This window comes from Brevibacillus sp. SYP-B805, from assembly GCF_011059135.1.
In the GTDB taxonomy this organism is placed as follows: domain Bacteria; phylum Bacillota; class Bacilli; order Brevibacillales; family Brevibacillaceae; genus Brevibacillus_F.
Genome location: NZ_JAALGD010000009.1, coordinates 106,922 through 129,381 on the forward strand (window position 1 = coordinate 106,922; position 22,460 = coordinate 129,381).

The following is a 22,460-nucleotide window of genomic DNA, read 5'->3' on the forward strand; positions in this document are numbered from 1 at the left end:
CATTCTCCGGACAGCACAGAACGGATATAATAGAAATGAGTATATGAAAAAGGAGAGAGTTGCCAATGATGTCTTATGAAGCATATATGAATCAGGTCATTCAGCCGATGCGCGACGAGCTCACCCGCGTGGGCTTTACCGAGCTGCGGACGCCGGAGGAAGTGGAGCAGGCGTTTGCCAACATGAAAGGCACCGCTCTGGTGGTGGTAAACTCGGTGTGCGGCTGTGCAGCAGGTCTGGCTCGTCCGGCCGTCGCCCACTCGCTGCAGCATGACCCGAAGCCTGATCTTCTCTACACGGTATTCGCCGGCCAGGACAAGGAAGCAACCGCCAAGGCGCGCGAATATTTCGAGGGATATCCGCCGTCTTCGCCATCGTTCGCCCTGATGAAGGACGGCAAGCTGGTCGGCATGATCGAACGCCACCAGATCGAAAACAACGATTTGCAGACCATCTCCGGGCTGCTGACCTCCCTGTACGATCAATACTGCAAAAATTAATCAGGACGAAAAAGCGCCCGGCGATGGGCGTTTTTCTTTCCGCCATAGAAGAAAAGGATGGATGAACCCATGCAAACACGACCATTCGGACGCGATCCGCACCGGGTATCGCTGCTTGGTTTTGGCGCGCAGCGCATCGTGGACGAGCATGATTGCACGGAAGAGGAGGCGATCGCCATCATCCGGCGGGCCGTCGAGCTCGGCGTCAACTATTTCGATACGGCGCCCAGCTATAGCGACGGGCAGTCGGAGACGCGCCTCGGTCTGGGATTGGAAGGGCTGCGCCACAAAGTATGGATCGCAACGAAGACGGGCGGCCGCAGCCGTGACCTGGCGTGGCGGGACCTCGAAGCCAGCCTGAAGCGGCTTCGGACCGATTACGTGGATGAGTGGCGGGTGCACAATGTTATGCAGCCGCATGATCTGGAGGGAATTTTTGCGAAAGACGGCGCCCTGCAGGCATTGATCGAAGCGAAGGAGCAGGGGCTGGTCCGCAAGCTGAGCATCAGCGGCCATACCGACCCGCGCCTGCTGGCCGAAGCGATCCGACGTTTTCCGTTCGACAGCGCGCTGGTGGCGCTGTCCGCGCTTGACCATTTTATTTACAGCTTTGCCCACGACTTCGTGCCGCTGGCGGTTGAAAAGGGAGTGGCGGTGATCGGCATGAAAGTGATGGCGCTCGGCAAACTGGCTCCCTGGACCGAGCAGGCGCTCCGCTATACATGGAGCCTGCCGGTATCGACGGCGATTCTGGGCATCAGCAAAATGAGCGAACTGGAGGCAGACGTGAAGGCGGCTGCCAGCTTTACGCCCATGAACGATGTGGAACGGCTCGCCTTTTTCCGGGAGATCATGCCGCTGGTGCGGGCGGATGTGCTGCGCTGGAAAGCAAGCGAGTGGATGTCGGGCGAATGGTATCAGCTGCCTGAGCTGGCGTTTTCATAAGCAGCTTGACTGAAGGGACCTGTTGATTGGCAGGTTCCTTTTTTCGGCGCCAGGCACGTCAATTGGTAGTTATTTCCCTTAACGGCAAAGTGGCAGATATGCTATATTATCTTTGTAACCAAAAATTTCGTATACCGAAATAATGCCTTCTGACAACCGACGAGAGGCAATACCCCAGACGAAAGAAGGATGATCGGAACATGTCATACCCGTATTCCAAACAAAAGCTGATGACGATGGTGCTGAGCGCCGCCGTACTGGCTTCCGTCCCTTCCGCAGGCGCTGCATTGGCGGCGGGCCAGCCGCAAGCGGCACAAACGGTTCAAGCGGGTCAGACAGCCGACGCCGTCGGAATCGAGATCAACGGCAAGCCGCTGGTGCTGCCGGATGCCAATCCCTACATTGATCGCAGCCATAACCGCACCATGGTTCCGGTACGCTTCGTCAGCGAGGCGTTGGCGGCACAAGTGGATTGGAAGCCTGAAACAAGCCAGGTGACCGTCACCAAGGGCGAGCGGAACATCGTCCTGACGGTAGGCTCGACCAAGGTGGAGGGAGCAGGAAAGGAGATCCTGCTGGATGCGCCCCCCGTCATTCAAAGGGGCCGCACCTATGTTCCGCTTCGCTTCGTCAGTGAGGCGCTGGGCGCGACCGTAACCTGGCGGGCAAACGACCGGGTTGTAGAGATTCGAACGGCGGACGGCCAGGCTCCGGCAGCGCCGGCCGAGCCCGCTCCATCCAAGGACCAGGAGCAGCAGAAGGAGCAGCTGACCATGGCCCAGGCGGTTGACATGGCGCTGAAAACCAACAGCGATCTGCTGTCACTGCGCCTGGACGCCGACAATGCGGATATCAACGCCCGCCTGGTCAACTCGCAGGTAAAGGATATTCCCAGTTCCCTTATCGAATCGCTCGATATGGCCCAGCAGAAATATGTGACCCAGGCCAAAGCGGAGATGGCCAAAAAGGTGAACGCCGCCTTCGTGAAAGCGACGGAGAGCAAAATCAAGCTGGGCGTGGAGAAAGCTTATTACGACCTCCTCAATGCCCAGGCTGATCTGGCCCTGAAGCAGCAGAGCCTGTCCCGGGCGGAGCAGCAGTTGAAAATCGCCAATGTGGCCTTCCAGGTAGGCACCCGGGCCAAGACGGACGTGCTGCAGGCGGAGGCCGGCGTCGCTGCGGCGAAAGCAGCCCTGGCGGTAGCTGAAACAAACGTCAAGGTTGCCGAGATGAAGCTGAACGACATGCTGGGCACGGACCTGATGAAGAAATGGGAATTGAAGCCGGAGAAGCTGGCCGCCGAGCAGCTGAACATGACGGCCGAAGAAGCGGCGTCCCTGGCAGCCCGGCAGCGGGCGGAAGTGCTGCAAAAGCAGGAAGAATTGAAAGTGGCCGAATTGAACGTGGATTTGATCGACAAATATCTGGCGCTCTCCACCTATCAGGGGGACATGGCCCGCAATGAGGTAGAAAAGGCCAAACTGGCCCTCGAGGATACGAAACGAAGCGTTTCGCTGGAAGCGGCCCAGGCTTACTATAACCTGCAGGCCGCCAAGGAAGCCCTTGCTTCCTATCAAAAGGCACTGGATGCCGCCAAGGAAAACTACCGTCTCAGCCTGCTGCGCTATCAAAACGGCATGGCTACGACGGTGGAAGTGATGCAGGCGGACGAAGAGCTGTCCAATCGGGAAAACCAGCACCAGTCCGCAGTGTATCAGTACAATCTGGCCCTTGTCAACTTCGACAATGCCATCGGCAATTGACAGGGTGTTGCTGACAAAGGAAGCCGGTTCCTGTTCATGACAGGAGCCCGGCTTCTTTTTGTCTGAGGATGACCCGGCGATGCAAGAAGGCATGGACGGCAAAAAGAACGACCGCTGCGGCGCACGTCGCGGAGGCCAGGGCCGCCACGGGCACGATGCCGCCGACATCATACATCGATCCCAGCAGCAGCGGCCCGAACAGACGGCCCAGGCTGCCGATGCTGCCAACCACCCCGAGGTAAAAGGGAGCCGCACTGCCGGTGTACTCCGTAATGAAGGCGGGAACCGTAGGCGCCTTCAGCATCTCCCCGAAGGTGGTAATCACCATCCCGAGCACCAGCATGTCATATGTACGGTGAAACAGCAGCATGAAGGCAAACCCGATCGTATAGCAGGCGGCGCTAGCGATCAGCTGGGCCGTCGGGGTTTTGGCCAGGATGCGCTTGATGAAGGAAGTGACCGGCTGGCCCGCAAAGATGACGATGCCGTTCACCGTCCAGAGGAAGCTGTAGGCGGCCATGCTCATGCCCTGATCGGCGAGGTAGGGCGCGACGCCTGTGCTCCAGCTGGTGGTGGCAAAAAAGAGCGCAGCCGAGCCCAGGGCGAGAAAAAGGTAGAGACGGTACTGCCTCAGCAGCATCCAGGGCTGCTGACCCGCGCTTTCCCTGAGCGACAGCAGCGATACCTGGCTGTCGGCATCGGCGGAGATGCGCATGAAAAGAAGGAAGAAGAGGGCGAAGGCCAGCGTGGTGATGCTGTCCACCAGAAACGTGAGGGGGAAGGAGAGCGCAGCCAGAATGCCGGCCAGCGACGTGCCAACGGCCATTCCTACGTTGTTGCCGACATACACCACATTGAAGAGGGAACGCCGCTCGTTCGGCCAGCGAAACCCGATAAACGCCTGGATGGCCGGCATCGTGACGGCGTTAAGAAAGCCCAGTGCGGCCATAACACCGGCATAGACCAGCCAATGCGTGAGAAAGAGCAGGGAGCATTGGAGCAAGGAGCTGCAGAGGAGCGAACCCACGATGAGCCGTTTGGCGCCGAGCCGGTGGAACAGCGCGCCGCCCGTGAACTGTCCGGCAATCCCGGCCAGCGACTGCAGCATCAGGACAAACCCGGCATCTGCGGCGGAACGCCCCAACACCTGATAAACATACAGGGTGGTAAGCGGCCACATGAAGGCGCTGCCCAGCGCGTTGACGAAGCTGGCGGCGACAAACAGCAGCGCTTCGCGGGGATAGGGCAGGAACACTGTACGGATACCGGATGAGGATCGTTTCAACATCATCATTTCGTTCACCTGATTTCCTGCTTTTTCCCATAGTATACGCCATATAATATACTTAGTAAATAAAAAAGTATAATAAATTCCTCTCATAAGTTTCCCGCGGGCGCATAGAAATGGAGATGAGACGAGCACTGGAGGAGTTGGGAAACCATGCAAGCGACCAAACCATGGTATCAAATGTCGACGGAAGAGGCGTCCCGCCTGCTGGGAAGCAACGGGGAATCCGGTCTCTCCTGCAGGGAAGCGGAGGAAAGGCGGAACCGTTTTGGCCCCAATACCCTGCGCGAAACCAAACGGGTCTCGCTGTTTGCCGTCTTTTTCGGCCAGTTCAAGGATTTCATGGTCGTCATCCTGATGATTGCCACGATCATCTCCTTCTTTCTGGGAGAGTATCTGGATGCGATCACCATTATCGCCATCATCTTTATCAACGGGGTGCTTGGCTTTATCCAGGAAGCAAGAGCGGAGCGCTCGCTGCAGGCTCTCAAGGAGATGGCCGCCCCGATGGCCCGGGTGGTCCGCGATGGACAGACAGCGGTGATTCCGGCTTCGCAGCTGGTGCCTGGTGATCTGGTTCTCCTGGAGGCGGGTGATCGTGTGCCGGCCGATCTGCGCCTCATCCGCGCCACCCGGCTGGAAATCGAAGAATCGGCCCTTACCGGCGAGTCCGTTCCCGTCACCAAAGTGACCGACTGCGTCCCGGCAGGGCGGGGAGGGGAACTGCCTCTCGGCGACCGGAAAAACCTGGCGTTCATGGGGACGCTGGTGACGGGCGGCACAGGCAAGGGGATCGTCACGGCGATCGGGATGGATACCGAACTGGGCAGAATCGCCCATCTGATGAATGAGGCGGAGACGATGGAGACGCCGCTGCAGCTTCGGCTGGAACAGATGGGCAAAATCCTGGTGGGCGTCGCCGTCCTGCTTACGGCCGTGGTCGTTATTGCGGGTGTCTGGCACGGTCATGACCTGTTGACGATGTTTTTGGCCGGGGTCAGCCTGGCCGTGGCGGCCATACCCGAGGGGCTGCCGGCCATCGTCACCATCGCGCTTGCGCTGGGCGTACAGCGGATGATCAAGCGGAACGCGATCGTGCGCAAGCTGCCCTCCGTGGAGACCCTCGGCTGTGCCTCCGTGATCTGCTCGGACAAGACGGGGACGCTGACCCAGAACAAGATGACGGTCACCCGCATCTGGCACAGTGACCAAACCTTCGAGGTAACCGGCAGTGGTTATGAACCCGTCGGCGAGATCAGGCTGCAGGGAAGGACGGTCACGGTGGCGGCAGATCCCGGGCTGAAACAGCTGTGCCGGATCGCGGAACGCTGCAACAACGCCCGGCTGGTCGCGGAGCAGCAGGAGGGGCAGGGGCTGTTGTTCGGCAAAAAGGAGCGCGCCTGGAACGTGATCGGCGACCCGACGGAAGGGGCCCTGCTCGTCATGGCTGCCAAAGCGCTGCGCGGCCAGGCAGCGGGCAAGCGGCTGGCGGCCGGGGACAGGCGGATCGATGAGCTGCCGTTTGATTCCGATCGCAAAATGATGTCGGTCATCGAAGAGACGGCCGACGGCAGAAAGATGCTGCTCTGCAAAGGAGCGGCGGAGGCGGTGCTGGTGCGCTCCAGCCATCTCCTGTGGAAGGGGGAAGTGATTCCCCTGACCCAGCAGCTGCGTGCCCGCATCCTGGCGCAGACCGAGGAGATGGCGTCCCAGGCCCTGCGGGTGCTGGCGTTTGCCTACCGGCCCCTGGAGCAGTACCGGGCGGGGCAGCCCCCGTTCAGCCTGGAGTCCAATCTGGTGTTCGTGGGGCTGGTCGGCATGATCGATCCGCCCCGGATGGAAGTGAAGCAGGCGATTTCTCTGTGCCGCCAGGCCGGCATCAAAACGGTGATGATCACCGGTGACCACAAGATCACGGCGGAGGCGATCGCCCGCCAGATCGGGATCCTGCGCCCGGGAGCGGAAGTTCTGGAAGGGCAGGAACTGAATCGCATGAACGACAGCGAGCTGGCCGCCCGGGCGGAACGTATCGCCGTGTACGCCCGCGTCTCGCCGGAGCACAAGCTGCGCATCGTGCGCGCCCTGCAGGCCCAGGGGCATGTGGTGGCGATGACGGGCGACGGGGTGAACGATGCCCCGGCCATCAAAACAGCCGATATCGGGATTGCGATGGGGATCACCGGGACCGATGTGACCAAAGAGGCATCCGATCTCGTGCTGCGCGACGACAACTTTGCCACGATCGTCGCGGCGGTGGAGGAAGGGCGCAACATCTACGACAACATCCGCAAGTTTATCCGTTACCTGCTGGCTTCCAACGTAGGCGAGATCCTGGTCATGCTGTTCGCCATGATCATCGGCCTGCCGCTGCCCCTGGTGCCCATTCAGATCCTGTGGGTCAACCTGGTCACGGACGGCCTGCCGGCGATGGCGCTCGGGGTCGATCCGGCGGAAGAGGATACGATGTATCAGCGGCCAAGGAAGCGGGATGAGAACATTTTTGCCCGCGGGCTCGGGTGGAAGATCATCAGCCGCGGCTTCCTGATCGGGCTGATGACGCTGGGAGCCTTCTGGCTGACGCTCCGGGAAGATCCCCGCCACCTCGTGCATGCCCAGACCGTCGCCTTTGCCACGCTGGTGATGGCGCAGCTCATCCACGTCTTCGACTGCCGCAGCAAGCACTCGGTGTTTCACCGCAACGTATTTGAAAACATGTATCTGGTCTGGTCGGTGCTCTCCTCGCTGCTGCTGTTGCTCTGCGTCATCTATATCCCGCAGCTGCAGCCGATTTTCAAAACAACGCCGCTTGCCTTCCGCGACTGGGCGCTTGTTTTCGTTGCCGGCGGGGTTCCCACCTTCGTGGCCGGCATCGGCGGCGCCCTGCGCAGCAAGCGCGGATAAGCGCAACATCGTTGAACAAAAAAATCGCCCTGATCGAGCGACTCTCTTATTCAATCTGATGATCACTGGCCTTGATGGCAGCCTGCGGGAGGGCCGATGAAGGTCGAGCTCTGAATGGGGGCAAGCGTATTTTTTACTTTCGCCTCATTCAGGCAGTATGTGTAAGCCAATACTTCACTCGGCGTCAGCCGCAGGAGATCGGATCCCAGGATGACCTCGGGGATGGGAGCATTGAAGACGGCGAGCAGATGCGTGTTGTCGGCGGTTGCGATCTCCCAGTGCCACCAGCCCTGAGGGATGTTGACGACCTGGCCTGGCGTAATGTGAAAGTGAAAAACCTGGTTAAAAAAAGGATTAATAAAGGAAATGTTCGCCGAGCCGGAAACGCAGTACACAAGCTCTGCAGCATTTTGATGGTAATGAGGCTCCACGATATTGCCCGAGCTGAGAAAGATGTCCAGCAGAGACACGTTATCCAGCGTATTCAACTGTTGGGTGGAAAGGACATTGATGTAGTTTTGGGGATCCTTTTGGAACAGCAGGTTATGGTTTACGTCACTAAAGAACTGTGCATAAGGAGATGTGTAATCCAGATACAAAGTCATGTTGCATTCCAGCCCTTTTCTATTGAATTTGCCTACGGGATATCCTTATGCAGCGAAGGATAGGGAAGTTCGCCCAAATCCGGCGTCAAATCTTGCGTCAACCGCTGAAGCGGCAGCACGGGAAACCCATTTGCGCCTGAAGATGGGGTGCCATTTTTCTGCAAAAATGCCAGAATGAAGACGGCACAATTCGCCACGGTTCAAGTATACTAATACAATGGACAAAAGAAGTGTACGAAAAAGGTGGCGGTTGTCTTGAAACTGCGAACGAAAAGCATCTTGTTTGCCTTGCTCGTGATCCTGATCGCATTGACCGGATATTACGGACATGCGTTTTATTCCTTTTTCACCGGTGTGCAGGAGCCGAATATCGTGAAGACGCATGGAGCCGACGGGAAAACAAAACCCCCGGAGAGCGAGATTCCCGTCTGGGGCGGCACGGAGCGGGTCAACATCCTGCTGATGGGCGTCGACAGGCGGGAGCTGCGGCCGGACGAGCAGCCCCGTTCCGATTCCATGATTCTCGTCAGCATCGATCCGGTCGCCAAAACCTATGATCTGTTCTCCATCCTGCGCGATACCTATGTGAAGATACCGGGATACGGATCGTCCCGCATCAATGCCGCACTTGCGGAAGGAGGCCCCGAGCTGGCCATGGAGACGGTCAGCTCGTTTGTCGGCTTGCCGGTGGATCGCTACGTGATCACCGATTTTGAAGGCTTCAAGCACCTGATTGACGCGGTCGGCGGCGTGGAGCTGGACGTGGAGAAAAACATGCGGTACCGCGATCCGAGCGACAAAGGCTTGTATGATATCAACCTGAAAAAAGGGCTTCAGCATCTGGACGGCGACAAGGCGCTGCAATACGTCCGCTTCCGCCACGATGCGATGTCGGATTACACGCGCACCGAGCGGCAGCGCAAACTGCTGTCCGCGCTGGCTGTCCAGATGCAGAAAGGCACGACGATCCTGCAGCTTCCGGCCGTGCTGGACAGCATTCGCCCTTACGTACAGACCAATATGAGCGCCGGGGATATGCTGAAGCTGGCGGCGCTCTCGCTGCAGCTGAAAAGCGAGCAGGCCGGCCAGTACCAGCTGCCGCCCATGGGGGCTTTCCAGGAGGCGAATCGCGGCGGCTCGGTGCTTCTGCCCAATCTGGAGCAGGTGAAAAGCTATGTGCAGGAGCAGCTGAACCGGCCGCGCGCGGCGACGCAAACCCAATCCCCGGACAAACCATAATCGGAAACGGCGCCAGAGCGCCGTTTTTTGTGCAATCAAGCAAATTCCTATTTTTCCTATTGACAGGTGCGATGGAATTTACTATCGTTATATTTGCTTTATTATAAACCATAGTAAAACGGTTGGAATTAAAGGGAATTAGTTTGACTAGTAAGAAAAGTCTTGCAATACACCGATTGGGTGCAAGCGAAGGCTGGATACACAGATTGCAATGAAGGGGGGTTGGCCGCAGATGATCAGTTTGAAAAACGTGAGCAAAGTATTCAAAAACCGGTTTGGCTCGGTTCATGCACTTGATGGCATTGATTTATCCATCAACAAAGGGGAAATCTTCGGAATTATCGGTTACAGCGGTGCCGGGAAGTCTACGCTGGTACGGTTGATGAACCTGCTGGAGGCACCGACAACCGGCGATGTAATCGTGGGAGACACGCGGCTGACCCAGCTGCCCCCCGGTCAGCTGCGCAAGGCGCGGCGCAAGATCGGGATGGTTTTTCAGCATTTTAACCTGCTCTGGTCGCGCACGGTAGCCGAGAATGTCGCGCTGCCGCTGGAGATCGCCGGCGTGCCAAAGAGGGAGCACGCGGCTCGGGTAAAGGAGCTGCTGGAACTGGTGGGGCTTGCCGACAAGGCGGACGCTTATCCTTCCCAGCTTTCCGGTGGGCAGAAGCAGCGCGTCGGGATCGCCCGCGCCCTGGCCAACCACCCGGATGTGCTGCTGTGCGACGAGGCGACGTCAGCGCTCGACCCGAAAACGACGGATTCCATCCTTGACCTGCTGAAGGAGATTAACCGCAAGCTGGGATTGACCATTGTCCTGATCACGCATGAAATGCACGTGATCGAAAAAATATGCGACCGTGTGGCGGTGATGGAAAGCGGGCGCATCATTGAGCTCGGCGATGTGGTGGAGGTGTTTTCCCGCCCGAAAACCACGACGACCCGGCAGTTTATCAGTCAGGTTACCGGCTCGGAACAGCTGGATGACGATGTCCTGCGCCAGATCGGTCCCGGAACGCTGCTGCGGTGCACGTTCCTGGGGGATGCGGCCAGCCAGGCGGTCATCAGCCAGCTTGTGAAAGAAGTGGGCGTGGAAGTAACCATTATTCAGGGACAGATCAAGCGGCTGAAAGAGATCGCCTTCGGGACGCTCTATATTCAAGTGCCGGGCGACATTGACGTGGAAGCGCGGACCGTCGCGTATCTGAAGAAACAGGGTGTGCACGTGGACGTCCTGCAGAGCGTGGAAGGAGGCGGGGCGCAATGAACGATTTCCTTGTCACTTACATGCCGGCCGTGGTTCAGTACTGGGATTATATCGTCAAGGCGATCTGGGAGACGATTTACATGGTCTCTGTCTCGCTGCTGTTCTCCGCGCTGATCGGCATTCCGCTGGGAGTGCTGCTGGTTATCACCAGCCGCAACCACCTGCTGCCGATGCCCGCGCTGAACCAGATTCTTGGTTTCGTTATCAATATCCTGCGCTCGATCCCGTATATCGTGCTGGTGATTATCCTCATCCCGTTCTCCCGCAAGCTGATCGGCACCTCGATCGGTCCGGAGGCGGCGATCATCAGCCTGGTGGCCGGTTCGGCGCCGTTTGTCGCCCGGCTGGTGGAGACGGCCATCCGCGAAGTAAACCGCGGCGTGATTGAAGCGGCGCAGTCGATGGGGGCCAGCAACTGGCAGATCATCCGCAAGATCCTGATTCCGGAGGCGCTGCCCGCGATCGTATCCGGCATTACCGTGACAGCGGTCGGCCTGATCGGCTACTCCGCGATGGCCGGCGTCGTCGGCGCTGGCGGGTTGGGAGCGATGGCTTACACCCACGGTTTCAACGGGTTCAAAGAGGACATCCTGTTCGTCACCACGTTGTTGCTGATACTGTTGGTACAAGGGGTTCAGATGATCGGAGATGCCATCTCCCGGAAACTGGATCACCGTTAACCAGATAGCATTCCAAATCCAAGTCAGGAGGGAAACCAAATGAAAAAACTGTTTACCACACTGTTTGCGGGTTTGCTGGCTCTGTCGCTTGCCGCTTGCGGCCAATCCGGTACCGAACAAAAGCCGGCTGATGCAGGACAAGCCGGATCCGGCAATGCAGCAGCCCAGCCGGTAACGCTCAAAGTTGGGGCCACTGCCGTTCCCCATGCGGAAATCCTGAACCAGGTGGTCAAGCCGATGCTGGAGAAAGAAGGCATCAATCTGGATGTCGTGATCTTCCAGGATTATGTCCTGCCGAACACCCAATTGGCGGAGAAAGAGCTGGACGCCAACTACTTCCAGCACATTCCGTGGCTGGAGGCGACCAATAAAGAGAAAAACCTCAACTTGACATACGTGGCTGGCGTACACATCGAGCCGCTGGGCGTATATTCCAACAAGGCAAAAGCATACAAAGACCTCGCTTCCCTGCCGGCAGGCGCGAAAGTGGCCATCACCAACGGCACAAGCGAGCACGGTCGTGTGCTGGCCCTGCTGGAAAAAGCGGGTCTGCTGAAGCTGAAAGACGGCGTGGGCATCAACGGTACCATCGCCGATATCGTGGAGAAGAAAATCGAGCTGGTGGAACTGGAACCGGCCATGCTCCCGCGCGCACTGGATGACGCAGCGATCGATGCGGCGGTGATCAACTCCAACTTCGCGCTGGAAGCCGGCTTGAACCCGGCGAAAGACGCCATCTACCTGGAGTCCGGCGAGAACAACCCGTATGTGAACGTGTTGGCTACCCGCCAGGACAACAAAGACAGCGATGCGATCAAGAAGCTGGCCAAAGCGCTCACTTCCCCGGAAGTAAAAGATTTCATCGACAAGACCTATAAAGGTTCCGTACTCTTCGTAGGCGAACTGAAAAACTAACCAATAGCCTTCACAAGCCACATGGCAGGAGACTCCCGCGGGAGTCTCTTTTGTTTGTAAAGACCACATGTCATGGATGATGGTTCCTGCTCGCTCTCTTGACGACCAGCAAAGAAGCGGACCTTGTCCGCTGCGAAACGCGACGCGGCAGGGGGCTCAACATCTGGGTGTTTCAGCGATGTGAGACTCACGCCCCCTGTTTTTCCGCGTCTTTGTTTCTTCGCTGAGCCGGTCGTCAAAGGAGCTCGCTTGGCCCCATCACGCCATGCTTCTAACTTTTCCACAACTTTGGTTGATCGATTGACAACGGATGCTGCGCAGAAATAGGCCGACGCACCATGGACATCCGACCAAACCAAACTCCTTGCGCTGTCATAGTGTAAAGGGTAACACCAATAGCTTCAAGCAAGGAGGAGGAGAGTACATGGATATCGGTAAACTACTGAACGCGGCGAAATCCATTCCAAAAGAAAAACTGAAAACCGATGCGGGGCTGAAAGAAGTGATCCGGGATCTCGCCAAAAAAGGCGGCAAGAACCTGAGCGATAAGGAATTGGACGGCTATCTCGCGCAGTTTCGCAGAATGCAGCGTACCGAGTCGGTGGGAAGTATGTTGGATAAACTTGCCAAAAAAGGGGTAAACCCAGACGATCTTTCTGCCATCAAGAAGAAATTCAAAAAATAAAGGGCAAGGCCAATCGGGGGATGAAGGAGGTGTACCGATATCGACACCCGGGTGAGAAGACGCAGACGACAAAAAACAGGCAAGCTGCAGGAGATGGCGAACCGGCTGCATCAGCTGACGGAGGCGCACAAGGCATCCAGTGATCAGCTGCAGCAGGAAATCGCGCAGGTGAACCAAAATCTCCAGGAAGTGAAAGAGATCCTCAATCAGTTCAAAGTGGTCGCCTCCTCCAGGCGGAAGCGCCGAGGGCTGCTGTCCCGCCGCCGTTCCATCCCCGTCCAGGTCGAGCCGGAAACGAACGGGACATCGCCGATTCGCCTGGAGGAACTGCTGCCGCAGCTGGGAAGCCTGATTCCGCAGTTGAAAAATCCGAAGGTGGCGGAGACCATCAAGCTTCTCTCCAACCCTGTCGTGTTCAGCATGATCCAGCAGCTCATGTCAAGCGGGGCAAACAAAGGGCTGGCCGAAATGCTGCCGCAAAGAAGGCTGCGGGCCTAATCATGAACAGGAACCGAATTTCGGGAAGGCATCGCGTGATGAAGCGGTGTCTTCTTTTTCAGGAAACGAAACTTTCGTCTATTATTAAATTTAGTTCAAATATACTATAAACTTTTTCTCCGCCCATCCGTCTATAACAATGTCGAAGATTGACCGTCCATACCCGCAGCGGTGTGGAAACATGTCGGATGGAGGAGGGCGTGATGAAGAAACGTTGGATCTCGTTGTGGCTGTTGTTTGCGTTCTGCCTGTTCGGGGGATGGGGGAATGATGCCTTTGCCGAACAGCCGGGAGACTTTGTCAAGCTGGTGATGGACGGCAAGCCCGTGGAACCGGATGTGCCGCCGCTGATTCAAAACGGGCGCACCCTGGTTCCGATTCGTGTCATTGCCGAGGGGTTGGGAGCCGACGTCGCCTGGGACCAGCCTACCCGGACAGCCACCATTACACGCGAAAACAGCACGCTGGTTTTGCAGCTCAATCGTGCAAAAGCGGTCGTGAACGGCAAGGAGGTGGCCCTGGATACCGCGCCTGTGATCTATCACCAGCGCATGCTGCTGCCTCTGCGCTTCGTCGGTGAGACGTTGGGGGCCGCGATCGGATGGGATGCGGATTCCCGGACGGTGGTGGTGAACCGCACCATCGCCCTGGAGGCAAACGGCAAGGACCTGACCGGATCGTACAAGCCGTTTGTGCTGGAGGACGACGTCTATCTGCCGGTGGAGCGGCTTGCCGAGTACCTGGGGATGAAAAACGGCCTGAATGCGGCCAAGCTTGCCGGTGCGAGACATATCGATTCCCAGGCGTACATACCGCTTGCTCGGGCGGAAGAGCTGCTTGACGCACAGATTCGTTGGGACAAGGGAGAAAACCGCGTTACAATCAAACGGGTAAATGAACTGGATGCAATCAGCACGGAAGGGGACAGCATCTTGCTGTCGACCGAAAAGTGGGTAACCCCGCAGCATTTCGTATTGCAGGGGCCGTACCGGATCGTCCTTGACCTGCCGCATACCGTGCTGTCGGACAAGCTGTCGGAGGCATTGGCGGACGGGCAGGCTTCGGCGGATGCCCTGGAGGCGGCGGATCAACCGATACAGGACGACAAAGAGGCTGATGACGGCGGGCAAGCCGGGTCGACCGCCCAACCGGCCGCCGGAGAGAACAGCGCTCTCCCGCTGATCAAGTCGATCCGCTACAGCCAGTACCAGGAAAATCCCGCCACTGTCCGGGTTGTGATCGAACTCAACCAGAAGAGCAATTACACGGTCACGGAGAAGGAGGACGGGTTGGCGATCAAGCTTGCCCCCGCCCCGCGCAAGACCGGCTTTCTCATTGTCCTGGACGCCGGTCACGGCGGGAAAGACAATGGGGCCTCAGGGGTCGCCGGCAATGTGGAAAAGGAGTATAATCTAAGCATCATCAACCGGATGATGGAGCTGTTGAAGCAGTACAAGGAATTTCAGGTGGTGGCGACCCGGACCACGGACGTCTACCTTACGCTCCAGGAGAGGGTGGCGATCGCCAATGAGAGGGGCGCGGACCTGTTCCTGTCCGTACACGCCAATTCGTTCAAAGCGGATTCGCGCGGCACAGAGACCTACTACTACAACAGCTACAGCCAGGCGTTTGCCAACATTGTGCACCGCCACCTGCTGAAGGCGACGCAGTTCCCGGATCGCGGCGTGCAGAAGAGCGGTTTCTACGTGATCAAATATACGAAGATGCCCGCCGTTCTGACCGAGACCGGTTTTCTTACCAACGCCTACGAAAACAAGCAGATGATGTCGCCGGAATTCCGTGACCGGGTTGCCAGGGAACTGGTGGCGGCCATCAGGGAGTACTACCTGACCGTCTACGACTCGGAGTAAGGGGGATGCTATGAAACGTTTACTCTTTTTGCTGATGCTTGCCAGCCTTCTTGCCGGCTGCGGAAGCAAAACCGTCTCCGTAGAGAAGCACCCGGACCCGCAAGCGGAGGCCGGGCAGGAAACGGGGGCGGCTGCCGGCGGGAAAACGGCGACGGCTGCCAGCGGGGAAACGCAGGAACAGCCGCCGCTGACGAAAGCGGTTGTCACCGCCTATTATGCCGATGACCAGCTGACGGGATTGCTTGCGGAAAAACAGGAAATCCGCTATGCAAACGATGTGGACAAGTATAAACAGGCGCTTGCCCTGCTGGAGCATCCGGCGCAAAAGGGCCACAATCCGCTGTGGCAGAACTTCGCCTATCATTCCGTAACCTTTGCCGACGGCCAGCTGACCATCGATACCAAGGGGAGCAACGTGTACAACCTGGGAGCGGAAGGAGAGGAAATGGCCCTGGAGGCATTGAAAAAAACCCTCTACCAGTTCCCGGAAGTGAAAAAGATCGTGCTCCTGCGAGACGGCCAGCCGATCGACTCCTTGATGGGGCACGTCAGCCTGGAAGACGCGTTAACGAAATAGTCGACAGACCGCAAAGCAGCCTTCCCTGCAGAGGGGGGCTGCTTTTTTCATGCAATGTTTACACAGCCTCCACGTCCTGTTCAACCGTGTCTGCTACTGTGAAGGAAACGGAGACAGGAGGTGCGGCCATGAACGTGCAGATTTCCCTGGCGAGGCGCGAGGATTTTGCAGACATGATCCGGCTGGCGGATTTGACGCTGCCGGACCGGATGAATCTCCATGAATTGAAAAAGTATCTGGAACTGTTCCCGGATTTGATCTATAAAGCGACTGACGATGGCCGGCTCATCGGGTTCAGCTGTGCGGGTATCGACATGTATGGTGAGACAGGCTGGCTGCTCTTCAGCAATGTGGCCCCCGCCTACCAGGGCAAAGGGATCGGGAAGCGGCTGATCGAAGCCCGGCTGCAGGCGCTGCGCCGGTTTCCCACCCTGAAGCGGGTGCTTGTGACGGTGAGCGAAACCAACACGGCTTCCATCCGCGCACTGGCATCCCAGGGCTTCCGTTTTTCCCGGCAGGAGCTGGACTACTATGGGCCGGGCAGGCACCGCAACATCATGGAGCTGTCCCTGGCGCCTGTGGCGATCGTTCCACGTCCCGCCGATCAGCCGGCACTCATCTGAATCTTAAAAAAAGCTTAACATGACATCCACATCTGCATAATAATGGCGCGGTATCGTTGTACCTGTAGGAATCAATCCAAGATATTTGGGGGAGGACTTTTTACACATGAAACGATTCGGCAAATTGTTCATGGCATTGACGTTTGCGGCAGCGGTTCTGGCTGGCTGCGGGACGGGCAGCACAACAACACCGGCAGCGCAGGATCAGCAGCAGCCGGCAGCACAGCCTGCCGACCAGCAAGCTCAACCCGCCGCAACTTCGGGTGAACCGGTAACCGCCGTTGGTTCCACCGCCCTGCAGCCGCTTGTGGAACAGGCAGCCAAGGATTTCATGGCGAAAAACGCCGGCGCGCAAATTCAAGTGCAAGGCGGAGGCAGCGGCACAGGCCTGAGCCAGGTGGCAAGCGGCGCTGCTACCATCGGCAACTCCGACATTTTCGCAGAAGAGAAAGATGGAATCCCGGCCAATGAACTGGTTGACCACAAGGTTGCCGTCGTCGGCATTGTGGCAGCCGTCAGTCCGAAAGTAGGCATCGACAATCTGACCAAGCAGCAGCTGATCGATATCTTCACCGGCAAAATCAAGAACTGGAAAGAAGTGGGCGGCGCCGACATGAAAATCACGCTGGTAAACCGTCCGAAGAGCTCCGGTACGCGGGCAACTTTCAACAAGTTTGCTCTGGACGGCAATCAGGAAGCGGAAGGCATCACGGAAGATTCCTCGGGTACCGTGCGCAAAATCATCGCGGAAACCCCGGGTGCCGTCGGATACCTGGCTCTCTCTTACATCGATGATTCCGTCAAGGCGCTGAAGCTGGACGGCGTGGAAGCGACTCCGGAAAACATCGCAACCAACAAATATCCGGTATGGGCATACGAGCACATGTATACCAAAGGGGAACCGACTGGTACCGCCAAAGCGTTCCTGGACTACATTCTGAGCGATGAAGTACAAAAGAAAACGGTGACGGACCTGGGCTTCCTGCCGATCACTGAGATGAAAGTGGAACGCGACGCGGAAGGCAAAATCTCTAATAAATAAACAACGGGCCGCTAAGAAAAGAAACGGCGGAGAGAGGGGTACGCGTACCCCTCATTCTGCTTGTTTTCAGGAGGGAGTTATATGAGTCATCGGGGGATGGAAGGGTCTGCCGTCCTGGCCAAAAACGCTGCGGAACCCGCTGTTCCGTTACAACACACACGAGGGTCGTCCATGCAAACCAGACTAACCAAACGCAACCGCCATATTCACGCTGAGAATGTGATCGGCAGAGCCATTGCCATGCTGTGCGCCGCCATGCTGATCATTCTCGTGCTGTCCATCAGCTATTTTATCGCGTCCAAAGGCCTGGCCACCTTCTTTGTGAATGGGGTGAGCCTGAAAGAATTTTTAACCGGAACCACTTGGGATCCTGAGGGAGAACCGGCCGCGTTTGGCGTATTTCCGTTTATCCTGGGCTCTTTTCTGGTGACCGTGCTGGCGGCGGTGATTGCCGCGCCCCTCGGCATCGGGGCCGCGATTTTCATGACGGAAATCTCGCCGGCATTCGGCAAGAAAATCCTGAAACCGGTCATTGAGCTGCTGGTGGGCATTCCCTCCGTCGTTTACGGGTACGTGGGGCTTACCCTTCTCGTCCCGTTTATTCGGGAACAGTTCGAAGTGCTCGGCTTCAGTGTGCTGGCCGGCGGACTGGTTCTTGCGCTGATGATTCTGCCCACGATCACCAGCGTGGCCGCCGATGCCATTGAAGCCGTTCCCCAGGATCTGCGCAACGCCTCGCTGGCGCTGGGGGCCACGCGTTGGCAGACGATTTGGCATGTCGTGCTGCACAGCGCGCTGCCGGGCTGCCTCACCGCTGTTGTGCTGGGGATGGCCCGCGCGTTCGGGGAAGCGCTGGCGGTGCAGATGGTGATCGGGAACACCACGAAGCTGCCGGAGAGCATCCTGGATCCGATCAGCACCTTGACCAGCGGCATCACCCTGAATATGGGGAATACCATCGCGGGAACCCCGTATAACAATGCGCTGTGGTCCATGGCCTTGATTCTGTTGCTCATGTCCTTCGCATTTATCCTGATTCTTCGCATCCTGGGCAGAAGGAAGTGGGCCAGCCGATGAGAATAAAAGCCAAAATCATGGATCGAACCGCCACGTTTCTGCTGACAGCCATCGCCGTGCTGATTATCGGGGTGCTGTTCGCTCTCCTGGGCTTTCTTCTGACGCAGGGATGGCACAAGCTCAACTTCGACTTTCTCACCTCGCCGCCGAGCATCGCGGAAGCGGGCGGCGGGATTGGTCCGCAGCTGTTCAACTCGTTTTATCTGCTGGTGCTGACCATGCTGATCGCGCTGCCGATCGGGCTCGGAGCGGGCATCTATATGGCGGAATACGCGCCGGATAACCGGTTCACCCGGTTTATCCGCCTCAGCATCGAGGTCTTGTCCTCGCTGCCGTCGATTGTGATCGGCTTGTTCGGCCTGTTGGTATTTGTGACAATGACGGGCTGGGGATACTCCATCCTGTCCGGCGCGCTGGCGCTGACGGTGTTCAATCTCCCCCTGCTGGTGCGGATTACGGAGGATGCCCTGCGCAACGTTCCCCCCAGCCAAAAGGAAGCCAGCCTTGCCTTGGGCATCTCCAAATGGCGCACCATTACCTCGGTGCTGCTGCCGGCGGCTCTGCCCGGCATTATCACCGGGACGATCCTGGCTTCGGGCCGCGTCTTCGGGGAAGCGGCCGCCCTGCTGTTTACGGCCGGGATGACCTCCCCCGATCTCGTGTTCCACGATTTTTCGCTGAACAGTCCGACGTCGCCGCTGAATCCGATGCGTCCGGCGGAGACGTTGGCCGTCCATATCTGGAAGGTAAACAGCGAAGGGCTTACGCCGGATGCCCGTGATGTCGCGGACGGGGCCGCCGCCATTCTGGTGATCGCCGTCCTTGCCTTCAACCTGGGAGCGCGCTGGTTCGGCACTTGGCTATACCGAAAAATAACATCCGGCACACAGCGGTAGGAGTGAGGGAATGACCGTGAATATCCAACAAGCACAGGATACCGTCATCAAGACAAGCGATCTCTCCGTTTTCTACGGACAGAAGCAGGCGTTGAACAGCGTGAACATGGAGATTGAACGCCATGCGGTTACCGCCTTTATCGGCCCGTCCGGCTGCGGGAAATCCACGTTTCTTCGCAGCCTGAACCGGATGAACGAGCTCATCCCCAACTGCCGGGTGACCGGTTCGATTCAGATCGACGGGATCGAAGTGAACAGCGACGCCATTCCGATCGAAGGCTTGCGCCAAACGGTGGGCATGGTGTTTCAGCGGGCCAACCCGTTCTTTAAGTCCATCTTTGAGAACATCGCCTTTGCGCCCCGCTTTCACGGCGTTAAAAACAAGGCGGACCTGGAAGAGCTGGTGGAAAAGAGCCTGCGCAAGGCCGCGCTGTGGGATGAAGTAAAGGACAGGCTGCATGAATCGGCGCTGGCGCTATCCGGCGGGCAACAGCAGCGTCTCTGCATCGCCCGGACCATCGCCATGCAGCCGTCGATTCTGCTGCTGGATGAACCTGCCTCCGCGCTCGATCCCATCTCGACCATGAAGATCGAAGAATTGGTCGTGGAGCTGAAGCAGGAGTACACGATCGTCATCGTGACGCACAACCTGCATCAGGCGGCGCGCATTTCGGATCACACGGCGTTTTTCCTGATGGGGGAGCTGATCGAAAAGGCGCCAACCTCGCAGCTGTTTACCTCTCCGCAGGATAAACGGACGGAAGATTACATCAGCGGGAAGTTTGGTTGAAGAGATGACAAACTTCTGTTTGGGGCATGGAGGAATGGGGCCAGGCGAGCTCCTTTGACGACCGACTCAGCGGAGAAACAAAGACGCGGGATCCCAGGGGGCGTGAGTCTCACTTCGCTGAGACGCCCAGATGTTGAGCCCCCTGCCCGCGTCGCGTTTCGGAGCGGACACGGCCCACTTCCTCGCGGGTCGTCAAGAGAGCGAGCAGGAACCATTACCCATGATCGACCCACTTTGTCTGCACACTGGAGGGAGGGCATGTGCCCTCCCTTTCTTGATCATGTTCATACTCTGTTCATAAACGTGTCGTATCCTTCTATCCTGTAAACACTAGCAAGGGAGAGAATACGACATGTCATTCACCATGCCGACTGTCATCAAGCAACCGGAAGGACGCTCTGTCATCAACGCCCTGCTCGCAGGCCTGTTCATGGGCCATGCCCGGCTGAACCTCAACGTGAGGGCGAAATGGGAAGGAGGAGAGCAGATCAGCCATGCGTAGGGATCACGACACAACGTCTGACAAGCGGGGAAACAGCGTGGACTGGCGCGCCTTTCTCCATCTGCTCAAAGAAACCAATCCGCCCAAGCTGCTGCTGGGCATCGCGCTCCTGCTCAGCCTGGCGACGACGGGTACCGGTCTGACCATACCGTTGTTTACCAAGAATCTGGTAAATGGCTTTTCTCTCGCCTCGCTGAATCAGGGACAAATCGTGATGCTGCTGGCCGCCCTGCTGCTGCAGGCGGTCGCGTCCGGTATCTCGATCTATCTGTTAAACAAAGCGGGTCAACAAATCGTGGCGGGGCTTCGGGACCGTCTCTGGAAAAAGCTGCTCGTGCTGCCCGTCTCCCATTATGACAATACGGAGTCGGGGGAGATGATCAGCCGGATGAGCAATGACACTGCGGTGGTAAAGGGGTTGATCACCGAGCATCTGACCCATTTTCTGACCGGCATCATCGCGATCATCGGCTCCGTCGTCATTCTGGCGGTGCTTGACTGGAAAATGACCCTGCTGATGCTGACGGTCGTGCCGCTATCCCTGCTGATCTTTATGGTGCTGGGCCGACAGATGCACAAGATTTCACGCGGCATGCAGGACGAGACGGCCCGATTCACCGCCACGCTGGCACGCGTCCTGGCGGAAGTGCGCCTGGTGAAAATGTCCAATGCAGAAAGCGTCGAGTATGAGAACGGGAAACAAGGCATCTTGAGCCTGCTTCAATACGGCATGCGGGAGGCGAAAATACAGGCGCTGATTTTCCCGCTGATGTCGCTTGTCCTGATGCTGCTGTTAACCGTGATTATCGGCTATGGCGGCATGCGGGTCTCTGCGGGGGAACTGTCTGCGGGTGACCTGGTGGCGTTCATTCTCTACATCATCCAGATCGTGATGCCGATCGGCCAGATCGTCGGCTTCCTGACCCAGTTCCAGAAGGCCGTAGGGGCCACGGAACGGATCATCGCGACATTGGGGGCGGATGAGGAAGATCATGCATCCGGCAGGGAACTGCAAAACGCGGATCAACCGCTTGTTGTGGAACATGTCAGCTTTGCCTACCAAAAGGGGGAAACCGTGCTGCACGATGTCAGCTTCACCATCGAGCCGGGAAAAGTAACCGCGCTGGTGGGCCCCAGCGGCAGCGGGAAAACGACGCTCTTCTCCCTGCTGGAGCGGTTTTACCGGCCGCAGAGCGGCACGATTCGCCTTGGCGCCGACCCGATCGAGGCGTTTTCCCTGCATTCCTGGCGCAGCAAGATCGGCTATGTGTCGCAGGAAAGCCCGCTGATGGCCGGCACCATCCGGGAAAATATCTGCTACGGGATCGACCGGGAAGTCAGCGAGGAGGAGCTGCGGCGGGCTGCGGCCATGGCGTATGCGGATCAGTTCATCGACGAACTGCCCAACGGCTACGACACGGAAGTCGGGGAGCGAGGGATCAAGCTGTCGGGCGGTCAGCGGCAGCGCATCGCCATCGCCCGGGCGCTTCTGCGTGACCCGAAGATTCTCATGCTTGATGAAGCCACCTCCAGCCTGGACAGCAGGGCCGAAAGCGTTGTCCAGGAAGCCTTGAAGAACCTGATGGCGGGCAGGACGACGCTCGTCATCGCCCACCGGCTCTCCACCGTGATCGACGCCGACCGGCTCGTCTTTTTGGAGAACGGCAGGGTAACCGGAATCGGAACCCACGAAGAATTGTTCCGGTCCCATGCGATGTACCGGGAATTTGCCACCCAGCAGCTGCGCATTAAAGAAGGAATGACCGAACCGGAACACGTATAAGAGAGGGAAAGAG

The 22,460-nt window shown here is 58.0% G+C and carries 20 protein-coding genes and 1 pseudogene; 19 read left to right on the forward strand and 2 right to left on the reverse strand.

The annotated features are described in order from the left end of the window. Window positions 1-65: 65 nt before the first annotated feature. The 3 genes from G3578_RS12590 to G3578_RS12600 all read left to right on the forward strand — a co-directional run bounded on the left by G3578_RS12590 (window position 66) and on the right by G3578_RS12600 (window position 3,208). A complete protein-coding gene (locus G3578_RS12590; protein ID WP_165213181.1) occupies window positions 66-500 on the forward strand; it encodes a BrxA/BrxB family bacilliredoxin in 435 nt (144 codons plus the stop codon). A gap of 69 nt (window positions 501-569) precedes the next feature. After that, the gene (locus tag G3578_RS12595) at window positions 570-1,445 is read left to right on the forward strand and encodes an aldo/keto reductase (RefSeq protein ID WP_165213183.1); all 876 of its coding nucleotides are present in this window, start codon (window positions 570-572) and stop codon (window positions 1,443-1,445) included. A gap of 200 nt (window positions 1,446-1,645) precedes the next feature. Further along, complete coding sequence (locus tag G3578_RS12600; RefSeq protein ID WP_165213185.1) at window positions 1,646-3,208, forward strand: stalk domain-containing protein; 1,563 nt, start codon at window positions 1,646-1,648, stop codon at window positions 3,206-3,208. 34 nt (window positions 3,209-3,242) lie between these two features. Here G3578_RS12600 and G3578_RS12605 read toward each other — a convergent pair whose 3' ends face one another. Continuing rightward, window positions 3,243-4,502 (reverse strand): MFS transporter, encoded by a 1,260-nt coding sequence (locus tag G3578_RS12605; RefSeq protein WP_241254612.1) that lies wholly within the window; start codon window positions 4,500-4,502, stop codon window positions 3,243-3,245. A gap of 147 nt (window positions 4,503-4,649) precedes the next feature. Here G3578_RS12605 and G3578_RS12610 point away from each other — a divergent pair, with 147 nt between their 5' ends. Next, window positions 4,650-7,397, forward strand: a complete 2,748-nt coding sequence (locus G3578_RS12610; RefSeq protein ID WP_165213187.1) for a calcium-transporting P-type ATPase, PMR1-type — start codon at window positions 4,650-4,652, stop codon at window positions 7,395-7,397. 65 nt (window positions 7,398-7,462) lie between these two features. On the opposite strand, the pseudogene G3578_RS12615 reads toward G3578_RS12610, so the two are convergent. Beyond that, window positions 7,463-8,002 (reverse strand): annotated as a pseudogene (locus G3578_RS12615) (cupin domain-containing protein); the annotation flags it as partial. Window positions 8,003-8,257: 255 nt separating this feature from the next. On the opposite strand from G3578_RS12615, the gene G3578_RS12620 reads away from it, so the two are divergent. The 15 genes from G3578_RS12620 (at window position 8,258) to G3578_RS12690 (ending at window position 22,447) form a co-directional block, all read left to right on the forward strand. Continuing rightward, window positions 8,258-9,241, forward strand: coding sequence for an LCP family protein (locus G3578_RS12620; protein ID WP_165213191.1), 984 nt, complete (start codon window positions 8,258-8,260; stop codon window positions 9,239-9,241). A gap of 232 nt (window positions 9,242-9,473) precedes the next feature. Beyond that, window positions 9,474-10,508, forward strand: coding sequence for a methionine ABC transporter ATP-binding protein (locus tag G3578_RS12625; protein WP_165213193.1), 1,035 nt, complete (start codon window positions 9,474-9,476; stop codon window positions 10,506-10,508). Beyond that, window positions 10,505-11,188, forward strand: a complete 684-nt coding sequence (locus G3578_RS12630; RefSeq protein ID WP_165213195.1) for a methionine ABC transporter permease — start codon at window positions 10,505-10,507, stop codon at window positions 11,186-11,188. The genes G3578_RS12625 and G3578_RS12630 overlap by 4 nt, the downstream gene beginning before the upstream one ends. A gap of 39 nt (window positions 11,189-11,227) precedes the next feature. Next, window positions 11,228-12,103, forward strand: coding sequence for a MetQ/NlpA family ABC transporter substrate-binding protein (locus G3578_RS12635; RefSeq protein WP_165213197.1), 876 nt, complete (start codon window positions 11,228-11,230; stop codon window positions 12,101-12,103). 424 nt (window positions 12,104-12,527) lie between these two features. Then, entirely contained in the window at window positions 12,528-12,788 is a 261-nt protein-coding gene (locus tag G3578_RS12640) for a hypothetical protein (protein ID WP_165213199.1), read from the forward strand. Window positions 12,789-12,839: 51 nt separating this feature from the next. Continuing rightward, window positions 12,840-13,286: a hypothetical protein gene (locus tag G3578_RS12645; protein ID WP_165213201.1), complete on the forward strand. Its 447-nt coding sequence runs from the start codon at window positions 12,840-12,842 to the stop codon at window positions 13,284-13,286. Between the two features lie 203 nt (window positions 13,287-13,489). Continuing rightward, window positions 13,490-15,157 (forward strand): N-acetylmuramoyl-L-alanine amidase family protein, encoded by a 1,668-nt coding sequence (locus G3578_RS12650; protein ID WP_165213203.1) that lies wholly within the window; start codon window positions 13,490-13,492, stop codon window positions 15,155-15,157. A 10-nt stretch (window positions 15,158-15,167) separates the two neighbouring features. Further along, window positions 15,168-15,734, forward strand: coding sequence for a GerMN domain-containing protein (locus tag G3578_RS12655; RefSeq protein WP_165213204.1), 567 nt, complete (start codon window positions 15,168-15,170; stop codon window positions 15,732-15,734). 128 nt (window positions 15,735-15,862) lie between these two features. Next, window positions 15,863-16,357 (forward strand): GNAT family N-acetyltransferase, encoded by a 495-nt coding sequence (locus tag G3578_RS12660; RefSeq protein WP_165213205.1) that lies wholly within the window; start codon window positions 15,863-15,865, stop codon window positions 16,355-16,357. Between the two features lie 106 nt (window positions 16,358-16,463). Then, window positions 16,464-17,399 carry a phosphate ABC transporter substrate-binding protein gene (locus G3578_RS12665; protein ID WP_165213206.1) on the forward strand — a complete coding sequence of 312 codons (936 nt, stop codon included), beginning with the start codon at window positions 16,464-16,466 and terminating at the stop codon, window positions 17,397-17,399. A gap of 171 nt (window positions 17,400-17,570) precedes the next feature. After that, the gene (gene pstC, locus G3578_RS12670; protein ID WP_165213207.1) at window positions 17,571-18,476 is read left to right on the forward strand and encodes a phosphate ABC transporter permease subunit PstC; all 906 of its coding nucleotides are present in this window, start codon (window positions 17,571-17,573) and stop codon (window positions 18,474-18,476) included. Window positions 18,477-18,478: 2 nt separating this feature from the next. Then, entirely contained in the window at window positions 18,479-19,372 is an 894-nt protein-coding gene (gene pstA, locus G3578_RS12675) for a phosphate ABC transporter permease PstA (protein WP_165213329.1), read from the forward strand. Between the two features lie 10 nt (window positions 19,373-19,382). After that, window positions 19,383-20,162: a phosphate ABC transporter ATP-binding protein PstB gene (gene pstB / locus G3578_RS12680; RefSeq protein ID WP_206529665.1), complete on the forward strand. Its 780-nt coding sequence runs from the start codon at window positions 19,383-19,385 to the stop codon at window positions 20,160-20,162. A 352-nt stretch (window positions 20,163-20,514) separates the two neighbouring features. Then, a complete protein-coding gene (locus G3578_RS12685) occupies window positions 20,515-20,664 on the forward strand; it encodes a hypothetical protein (RefSeq protein ID WP_165213208.1) in 150 nt (49 codons plus the stop codon). After that, window positions 20,657-22,447: an ABC transporter ATP-binding protein gene (locus G3578_RS12690; RefSeq protein WP_165213209.1), complete on the forward strand. Its 1,791-nt coding sequence runs from the start codon at window positions 20,657-20,659 to the stop codon at window positions 22,445-22,447. Before G3578_RS12685 ends, G3578_RS12690 begins: the two co-directional genes overlap by 8 nt. The last annotated feature ends 13 nt before the right edge of the window (window positions 22,448-22,460 follow it).

What these genes read in the sequence shown, in the direction of transcription:
- G3578_RS12600 (WP_165213185.1), top strand. Translation starts at nt 1,646, where the DNA reads ATGTCATACCCGTATTCCAAACAAAAGCTGATGACGATGGTGCTGAGC.
- G3578_RS12690 (WP_165213209.1), top strand. Translation starts at nt 20,657, where the DNA reads ATGCGTAGGGATCACGACACAACGTCTGACAAGCGGGGAAACAGCGTG.
- G3578_RS12665 (WP_165213206.1), top strand. Translation starts at nt 16,464, where the DNA reads ATGAAACGATTCGGCAAATTGTTCATGGCATTGACGTTTGCGGCAGCG.
- G3578_RS12605 (WP_241254612.1), bottom strand. Translation starts at nt 4,502, where the DNA reads ATGATGATGTTGAAACGATCCTCATCCGGTATCCGTACAGTGTTCCTG.
- G3578_RS12660 (WP_165213205.1), top strand. Translation starts at nt 15,863, where the DNA reads ATGAACGTGCAGATTTCCCTGGCGAGGCGCGAGGATTTTGCAGACATG.
- G3578_RS12625 (WP_165213193.1), top strand. Translation starts at nt 9,474, where the DNA reads ATGATCAGTTTGAAAAACGTGAGCAAAGTATTCAAAAACCGGTTTGGC.
- G3578_RS12610 (WP_165213187.1), top strand. Translation starts at nt 4,650, where the DNA reads ATGCAAGCGACCAAACCATGGTATCAAATGTCGACGGAAGAGGCGTCC.
- G3578_RS12640 (WP_165213199.1), top strand. Translation starts at nt 12,528, where the DNA reads ATGGATATCGGTAAACTACTGAACGCGGCGAAATCCATTCCAAAAGAA.
- pstC (WP_165213207.1), top strand. Translation starts at nt 17,571, where the DNA reads ATGCAAACCAGACTAACCAAACGCAACCGCCATATTCACGCTGAGAAT.
- pstB (WP_206529665.1), top strand. Translation starts at nt 19,383, where the DNA reads ATGACCGTGAATATCCAACAAGCACAGGATACCGTCATCAAGACAAGC.
- G3578_RS12685 (WP_165213208.1), top strand. Translation starts at nt 20,515, where the DNA reads ATGTCATTCACCATGCCGACTGTCATCAAGCAACCGGAAGGACGCTCT.
- G3578_RS12635 (WP_165213197.1), top strand. Translation starts at nt 11,228, where the DNA reads ATGAAAAAACTGTTTACCACACTGTTTGCGGGTTTGCTGGCTCTGTCG.
- G3578_RS12650 (WP_165213203.1), top strand. Translation starts at nt 13,490, where the DNA reads ATGAAGAAACGTTGGATCTCGTTGTGGCTGTTGTTTGCGTTCTGCCTG.
- G3578_RS12590 (WP_165213181.1), top strand. Translation starts at nt 66, where the DNA reads ATGATGTCTTATGAAGCATATATGAATCAGGTCATTCAGCCGATGCGC.
- G3578_RS12595 (WP_165213183.1), top strand. Translation starts at nt 570, where the DNA reads ATGCAAACACGACCATTCGGACGCGATCCGCACCGGGTATCGCTGCTT.
- G3578_RS12630 (WP_165213195.1), top strand. Translation starts at nt 10,505, where the DNA reads ATGAACGATTTCCTTGTCACTTACATGCCGGCCGTGGTTCAGTACTGG.
- G3578_RS12655 (WP_165213204.1), top strand. Translation starts at nt 15,168, where the DNA reads ATGAAACGTTTACTCTTTTTGCTGATGCTTGCCAGCCTTCTTGCCGGC.